This is a genomic window from Dolichospermum sp. LEGE 00246, from assembly GCF_015207865.1.
Taxonomy (GTDB): Bacteria; Cyanobacteriota; Cyanobacteriia; order Cyanobacteriales; family Nostocaceae; genus Dolichospermum; species Dolichospermum heterosporum.
The window spans coordinates 1-6200 of record NZ_JADEWA010000327.1 but is presented as its reverse complement, the minus strand read 5'-3'; the positions used below and the strand labels follow the sequence as shown (position 1 = coordinate 6200).

The 6200-nt window shown below is 39.1% G+C and carries 9 protein-coding genes; 3 read left to right on the top strand and 6 right to left on the bottom strand.

Annotation, left to right across the window (positions count from 1 at the left end; all coding sequences use genetic code 11):
* Window positions 1-316: 316 nt before the first annotated feature.
* The 4 genes from IQ228_RS18705 to IQ228_RS18690 form a co-directional block, all read right to left on the bottom strand.
* Window positions 317-769 (bottom strand): hypothetical protein, encoded by a 453-nt coding sequence (locus IQ228_RS18705; protein ID WP_193963898.1) that lies wholly within the window; start codon window positions 767-769, stop codon window positions 317-319.
* Between the two features lie 22 nt (window positions 770-791).
* Window positions 792-1064: a hypothetical protein gene (locus tag IQ228_RS18700; protein WP_039200884.1), complete on the bottom strand. Its 273-nt coding sequence runs from the start codon at window positions 1062-1064 to the stop codon at window positions 792-794.
* Between the two features lie 53 nt (window positions 1065-1117).
* Window positions 1118-2164 (bottom strand): ABC transporter permease, encoded by a 1047-nt coding sequence (locus tag IQ228_RS18695; RefSeq protein WP_193963897.1) that lies wholly within the window; start codon window positions 2162-2164, stop codon window positions 1118-1120.
* 173 nt (window positions 2165-2337) lie between these two features.
* Complete coding sequence (locus tag IQ228_RS18690; RefSeq protein WP_027404117.1) at window positions 2338-2856, bottom strand: adenine phosphoribosyltransferase; 519 nt, start codon at window positions 2854-2856, stop codon at window positions 2338-2340.
* Between the two features lie 285 nt (window positions 2857-3141).
* Here IQ228_RS18690 and IQ228_RS18685 point away from each other — a divergent pair, with 285 nt between their 5' ends.
* The 3 genes from IQ228_RS18685 (at window position 3142) to IQ228_RS18675 (ending at window position 5610) form a co-directional block, all read left to right on the top strand.
* Window positions 3142-3768 (top strand): DUF3038 domain-containing protein, encoded by a 627-nt coding sequence (locus tag IQ228_RS18685; protein WP_027404116.1) that lies wholly within the window; start codon window positions 3142-3144, stop codon window positions 3766-3768.
* A 10-nt stretch (window positions 3769-3778) separates the two neighbouring features.
* Entirely contained in the window at window positions 3779-5209 is a 1431-nt protein-coding gene (locus tag IQ228_RS18680; protein WP_027404115.1) for a DUF4335 domain-containing protein, read from the top strand.
* 125 nt (window positions 5210-5334) lie between these two features.
* On the top strand, window positions 5335-5610 hold the full coding sequence (locus tag IQ228_RS18675) for a lipopolysaccharide assembly protein LapA domain-containing protein (protein ID WP_027404114.1): 276 nt from the start codon (window positions 5335-5337) through the stop codon (window positions 5608-5610).
* A 40-nt stretch (window positions 5611-5650) separates the two neighbouring features.
* Here the strand turns inward: IQ228_RS18675 and IQ228_RS18670 are convergent, their stop codons facing one another.
* The gene (locus IQ228_RS18670) at window positions 5651-5929 is read right to left on the bottom strand and encodes a type II toxin-antitoxin system RelE/ParE family toxin (protein WP_193963896.1); all 279 of its coding nucleotides are present in this window, start codon (window positions 5927-5929) and stop codon (window positions 5651-5653) included.
* On the bottom strand, window positions 5919-6161 hold the full coding sequence (locus tag IQ228_RS18665; protein WP_193963895.1) for a CopG family ribbon-helix-helix protein: 243 nt from the start codon (window positions 6159-6161) through the stop codon (window positions 5919-5921). Before IQ228_RS18665 ends, IQ228_RS18670 begins: the two co-directional genes overlap by 11 nt.
* Between the last annotated feature and the right edge of the window lie 39 nt (window positions 6162-6200).

Here is a 6200-nt window from a genome sequence, read left to right as displayed (position 1 = left end):
AGTATATTAAGGTTGCTATCAATTACGTTGTAAAATTCTTTCGTAAGCATATAAAATCCTAATAAAAGTAAATTCTTTTTGAGTATTCAATTAAAGGTCATTAAATTGACAAGCCTAACTATTTATTATACCTTCATTTTCCGTCTATTCCATTCCTATACAACAAAAAGGCAAAAGTTCCTGTATATTTTCCCTGTAGATAATAATATCCAGAAACCGAGATTAACACCATCACCAATAGCGGTAAATTCCCTGCCTTTACTAGAGCCGATATTACCATATTGTAAGATTTATGTTAAATATAAGCTCTTTTACACTACAATAAACTAACTTGTCCATTATTGCGAATATAAAGAGAGCGATAGCGAAGCGCTCCGTAGGAATCGCCTGGATAGTCTCGACTGTTAGGACGAATTTCCAAAACCAATGTTCCAAAATTCGGTTTAGACACCACACCTTTTACATATCTTCCCCCATCATCCCAAAACATCAGAGAAAATTCAGTAAGTTCGTCCCCTCGCAGGTCAAATTGTAATTTTTGTCCCGGCTTTAAGGTTGTTTGTCTTATTTCTGGTAACTGTTCTAATTTCACAGATCCATAACTGTGATTCACAACTTTCACCCGAATATATTGTCCTGGCGTAAAATGTAGGGGTGCAGAACCACAACGAGAAGCACAAGTCCCTGCTAATGTTAGCCTATAGTTAATTGGCATTAACAGCAAGGCTATCGTCAATAATGTAGTATAAATCGCTAATTTCATGTTCATACTTTTACTGCTTTGTTGATATTTAAATATGCTGTAAAAATTCAATTTCAGGTAATAAGGGATCGTTGACAATTCCCACACCTGCAAAACCCCAACGTTTGAGCAAACTACCTATCTGGTTACTAGCAAGAGGTTCGACTGTCAAGCGGTTTGCTAAATCGGCAGCATGAGTATTTAGATAACTCATTGCCTCGAAATCTTCTTTAAACAATAATAAATATCCTGATGTATCATCATCAACGCGGGCTGTGAGATATTTACCATCACTTCTAGAACGAATAATATAATAAATCATTGGTAATTGGTGATTGGTGGAGTTAAGGGCGCAGACCCTGCGCCCCTACGTTCTTAATTTAAGTCTTCTAATTTAATTCTAGGATCTGCTGCTTTTAAAATTAAGTCGGCGATTAAATTACCAATGATTAATAATACGGCACTCATTACCAAACTGGCCATAACTAAATACTGGTCTTTAGCTAAAACAGCTTGTAGAGTTAATTTCCCTAAACCTGGCCAGTTGAAGAAATTTTCCGTAATAAATGCACCACCTAACAAACCTGCTAATTCAAAACCCAATAAAGTAATTAATGGGTTAATAGCATTTCGCAAAGCATGAACATAAATAACTCGGTTTTCTGGAAGTCCTTTAGCGCGAGCAGTTTGAATATAATCTTGGCGTAAAACATCCAATAATTGACCACGCATAATCCGTTGTAAACCAGCAAAACTAGTAATACTTAAAGCAATTAATGGTAAAACCGAATGCCAAGCGATATCGAGAATTTTACCTAACCATGTCAGGTCGGCATGATCAATACTGGTCATATTACCCACTGGAAAAAGTGGCGTAGTCAGTTGAGCAAAAAATAGCAAAAATAAGACAGTGATAAAACTGGGAATACCTTGACCAGCATAACTAATTATCTGTAAAACCTGGTCAGTGGGGCGATTTTGTTTCACAGCCGCGAGAATCCCCAAAGGAATAGCGATCGCCCATGTGATAATTAAAGAAGCGATCGCTAATAACAACGTGGCTGGAACTCTTTCCCATAACAGCGACGATACAGAACGTTGATAAACAAAACTTGTGCCAAAATCACCTTTAGTTACGATTTGCTGCAACCAAAATCCAAACTGTTCTGGCCAAGATTTATCTAAACCAAATTGTTGTCTAATTTCCTCAATCCGTTCTGGGGAAATTTTCGGATTTTGTCGCAGGGTATCTACATAATCCCCTGGAGAAAACTTCATAATAAAAAATGACAAGGCCGACGCTAAAAAAATCGTCAATAGCGCCTGTAAAAGCCGTTTCATCACATAAATAAAAGTTTCATTCGTAACTGACCTCATCAGCCAGTCTCGACTTGTCTCCAAGGAAATTTTTGTATTTGTCATTTATGATTGATAATTGGTAATTGAATAATTTTCTTTCTTCTTTCTTCTCCTGAATGGGCGCAGGCCCTGCGCCCCTACTTCCTGATAGCGCAGCGTGGCGTTAGCCATACTCCTGATATCTTTCACGTAGTGTGCCGAAGGCATAGCGTGGCGTTAGCCATACTCCTGACTGACTAATATTCAACCAGTGAGATAATAGGGACATCAGGTAAATGTTTCCGTCCTTGCAAATCTTGTAGTTCGATGATAAACCCAAACCCCACAAGTTCACAGTCAATTTTTTGTACTAACTTTGCTGTTGCACTAGCAGTACCACCAGTAGCAATCAAATCATCCACAATTAAAACTTTACAACCTGGGTTTAAAGCATCCTGATGTACTTCTAATGTATCCGTACCATATTCTAGTTGATATTCAATAGAGTGAACCGCTGCTGGTAATTTTCCTTTTTTGCGAACAGGAATAAACCCCGCACCTAATTTATAAGCCACAGGCGCACCAAAAATGAACCCCCGCGACTCCATACCGATAATATAATCCACCTGAAGTTCAATTTCTGAACATTTTTGTGCTAAAAGGTCAATAGTGTATCGCAATCCCGCTGGGTCGCTTAATAGAGTAGTAACATCTCGAAATAAAATTCCCGGCTTAGGAAAATCTGGTATATCACGAATCAGAGATTTTAAATCCATATTTGTGAGTAGTTAATGGTCAATCAAGAAACAAAGGGTAAGAGGCGAAAAATTTCCCCGATCCCTGCCAAATCCTACCCTATAATGTCATAACCTAGAGACTAGTGCCGCGAGGTGAAAGTCAAAAGTCATGTCCCCATGAAAGCGGGGGTCGAAAATTAAAAGTCCAAAGTCAAAATTCATAGGTCGTAATGTATATAATTGAACTGCCATATCGCGCCAGCGATTAGCCATGAGAGGTTAATATCAATCACTTTATTGGAAACGCATAAGGTATTTTTTAGAATGAATGTCTCCGCTAGTATCCCATCTTTAAACAGCCCAAACGCCCAGGGAACGCCGATGATTTTGGATACTTTACCAGATCCAGCGATCGCAGGCCAAGTATGTCCAGCCAGAACTAGATTGCAAATAGACTTAATGTTACTAGCCATTGAAGCCTTAGAACTAGGCGGTTCTGAAGCCATTCTATCCTTTGCTGAAGAATTAGACCTCCAAGGAATCATCAAAAATCGGGTAAACCTTTGGCGAATGCGAGGCTCTAACCCCATGAGGAGAGCGCATAGTCGCCGTCCCTTAGATATTTTAGAAGCCAAGGCTCTCGTAGTCATTGCTTGTTACATCGCCCGGCGGTTAACAGTTGTCATTCGCCAACTACTAACCATATATCAACAATTAGCCCAAAAGCAGATTCCCCCAGAACAAAATTTAAGATTAGCTAATTACCTAGAAAGGTTTAGAACCCACTTTAAAAGTCGGATGAATTCCCGGCGTTCCGGTGTCCTAGCATTAACCTCTGATGAAAAATTAGATGAACTAGCTATAGACTTATTAGGAAAATTACTATTTTGCACAGGTACGGCGGGAATGCAGCGATACTGGATTTCTCTTTTTGACGGTGAAGTGGAGTAGAGTAAATAAAATGAATATCCAACGTAAATATAGTTTACCTAATTGCACCCTGCTCCTAGAAGGGTTGAGTGACATGACACGGACAGTTAACTTTCAAGAACTCCGTCCCGAACTATCCATATTGGTGAATGCAGAATGCCATTTATCTAATTATGATCAACCTATAAGTGGAGGTAGGGAATTTTTTGAAAGCTTAGTTAGAGCGGTTAGTGCTTACGCTCAAGAAGTTTTAAGCAATATACCCAATCCCCAAGGCAAAAAATTTGAACATCAAAATTCAGAGTTAGTTGAATTACAAAAAATTGACAGCAACAGACACAAATTAATTGTTCACTCCGAAATCACAGCAGACAATCAAGGGGGAAACAACAACCCCGGACAACCGCTGCAAATCGTCCTCAACACAGTCCAATTATTTGATTTAGTTGAAGCCGTAGATCAGTTTTTTGCTGACAGCCAGACCTTACCAGAATTATCCCTAGAACTACACCCAGTTCATCGCAGTTATGGTGGTTCTAGTCAAACCTTAATCAAACAAGCAATTCCCGCTACCGTCGGCGTATCCAGCCTCGCCGTAGCCGCCGTAGCCTTTAGTTTAATTCCTGCACCCCAACTCCGTCCACCTCAAGTCAAACCAGAAATACAGTCCAGCACTTCCACTTCCACTCCCACAGCGTCAGTATCACCCTCAATTACACCCACAGCAGCAGCCACCCCTACAACCACACCCACAGCATCAGAAACCGCCGTTACCAAGGATTTGGAAGCACTTTTAAAGACAGTTCCAGAAATAACAGATCCATCTCAATTACGGGCATTAAATCGCCAAGTTTACAATCAAATTCATCCAGCTTGGACAAATCGCTCAGGATTACCAGAGGATTTAGTGTATCGTTTAGGTGTAGCTGCCGATGGTAGTGTCGTTGGTTATAAAGCAGTAAATCAAAAAGCTAGTAACGCAATCGAGAAAACACCACTGCCTAAACTACTTTATAATCCTGCTAATCGCGTCCCTAATGAACCTATTGCTCAATTCAAAGTCGTATTTACCCAAAAAGGGTTTCTAGAAATTAGTCCCTGGTTAGGATACGCTAAAACACCGGAAGTAACTGGCGAAAAAATTACTGATACCAGTAAAATTAAGGATTTAAATCAAAAGCTGTATAGTACAATTCGTCAAAATTGGAGTGTTACTCCTACCTTTGCTAACGATTTAAAATATCGAGTAGCGGTGAATAAAGAAGGCGTAATAGCTGACTATGAACCACTTAATCAAGTTGCTTTTGATCATTTCCGGGAAACTCCTCTACCTCAGATGTTTCAATCAGTTTATGGCTCAAATGTAGCTGCACCTGATAACAAACAACCTCTAGCTCATTTTCAGGTAGTATTTACACCCAAGGGAGAATTAAAAGTTATGCACTGGAAGGGATACAAATAATTGTCAGTTGTCAGTTGTCAGTTGTCAGTTGTTCTTTGTTCTTTGTTTGGGAAAAAATTTTTTCTTCTTCCTCCTGACTCCTGACTTACATCACGCTGCGCTATCACGGAAAGATTTTTCCAGTTATGATATTCAAAATTTTGGCAAATTTTTTCATATTAGTAATTATAGCTGTTTGGGTAGTGGCGATCGCTCTAATTTCTGTCCAAAATGCTACTCCTGTATCTTTACAGTTTTTGGTCTTTCAATCCGTACAAATTCCCTTTGGTTTGATGTTAGCTTTTAGTGTGGCTGTCGGTTTATTAGGTACAGCAGTTTTGCAGCCCCTCTGGGGTTTGGGAGAGTCTCAATCTAGAATAGATGAAGATGCAGAGTTTTTTGTTGATGATGAGGATTTTTAGTAGGGGAAACCCCGCCCTCAAGACTTTTGCTTTTAGATAGTTATTCTGGGTAGCGTTTTGATGTATGCAAAATTCGCAGAATTTCTACCGTTTCTTCCTTAACTTGGTAAATAATCATATACGGTGAATTAGAAATTATCAATTCTCTTGTACCGTCAACTCTTCCAGATTTTCCCATAAAGGGATAATTTTCTAATTGATTAGCAGCATTTTGAATTTTTAAGATTAATTCCTGTGCTGCGGTAGGATTTTCTGGGAAAACGTAATTATGCGCTTGTTTTAAGTTACGCAGCGCCTGACGTAGCCATTTAACCCGCATGGTTAAGTTTAGCAAATGTGGCTGTTACTTCTTCATCACTGGCAAAATCTCCAGCCTCCGCTTCTGCAATACCTTGGTGTATTTCTTTGATTTGCCATTGATACATTTCTAAGTAAGCGTTTACTGCTTCATTAAGAATATAACTTCTATCGCGGTCTATGCCTTTCGCTAATGCGTCAATGGCGGCTTTTTTGCTGCTGTCTATTCTAAATGTAATGTTTTCTTTACTCATGGTTGTGTAAATCTCATTTGTATTGCATTATATTATATC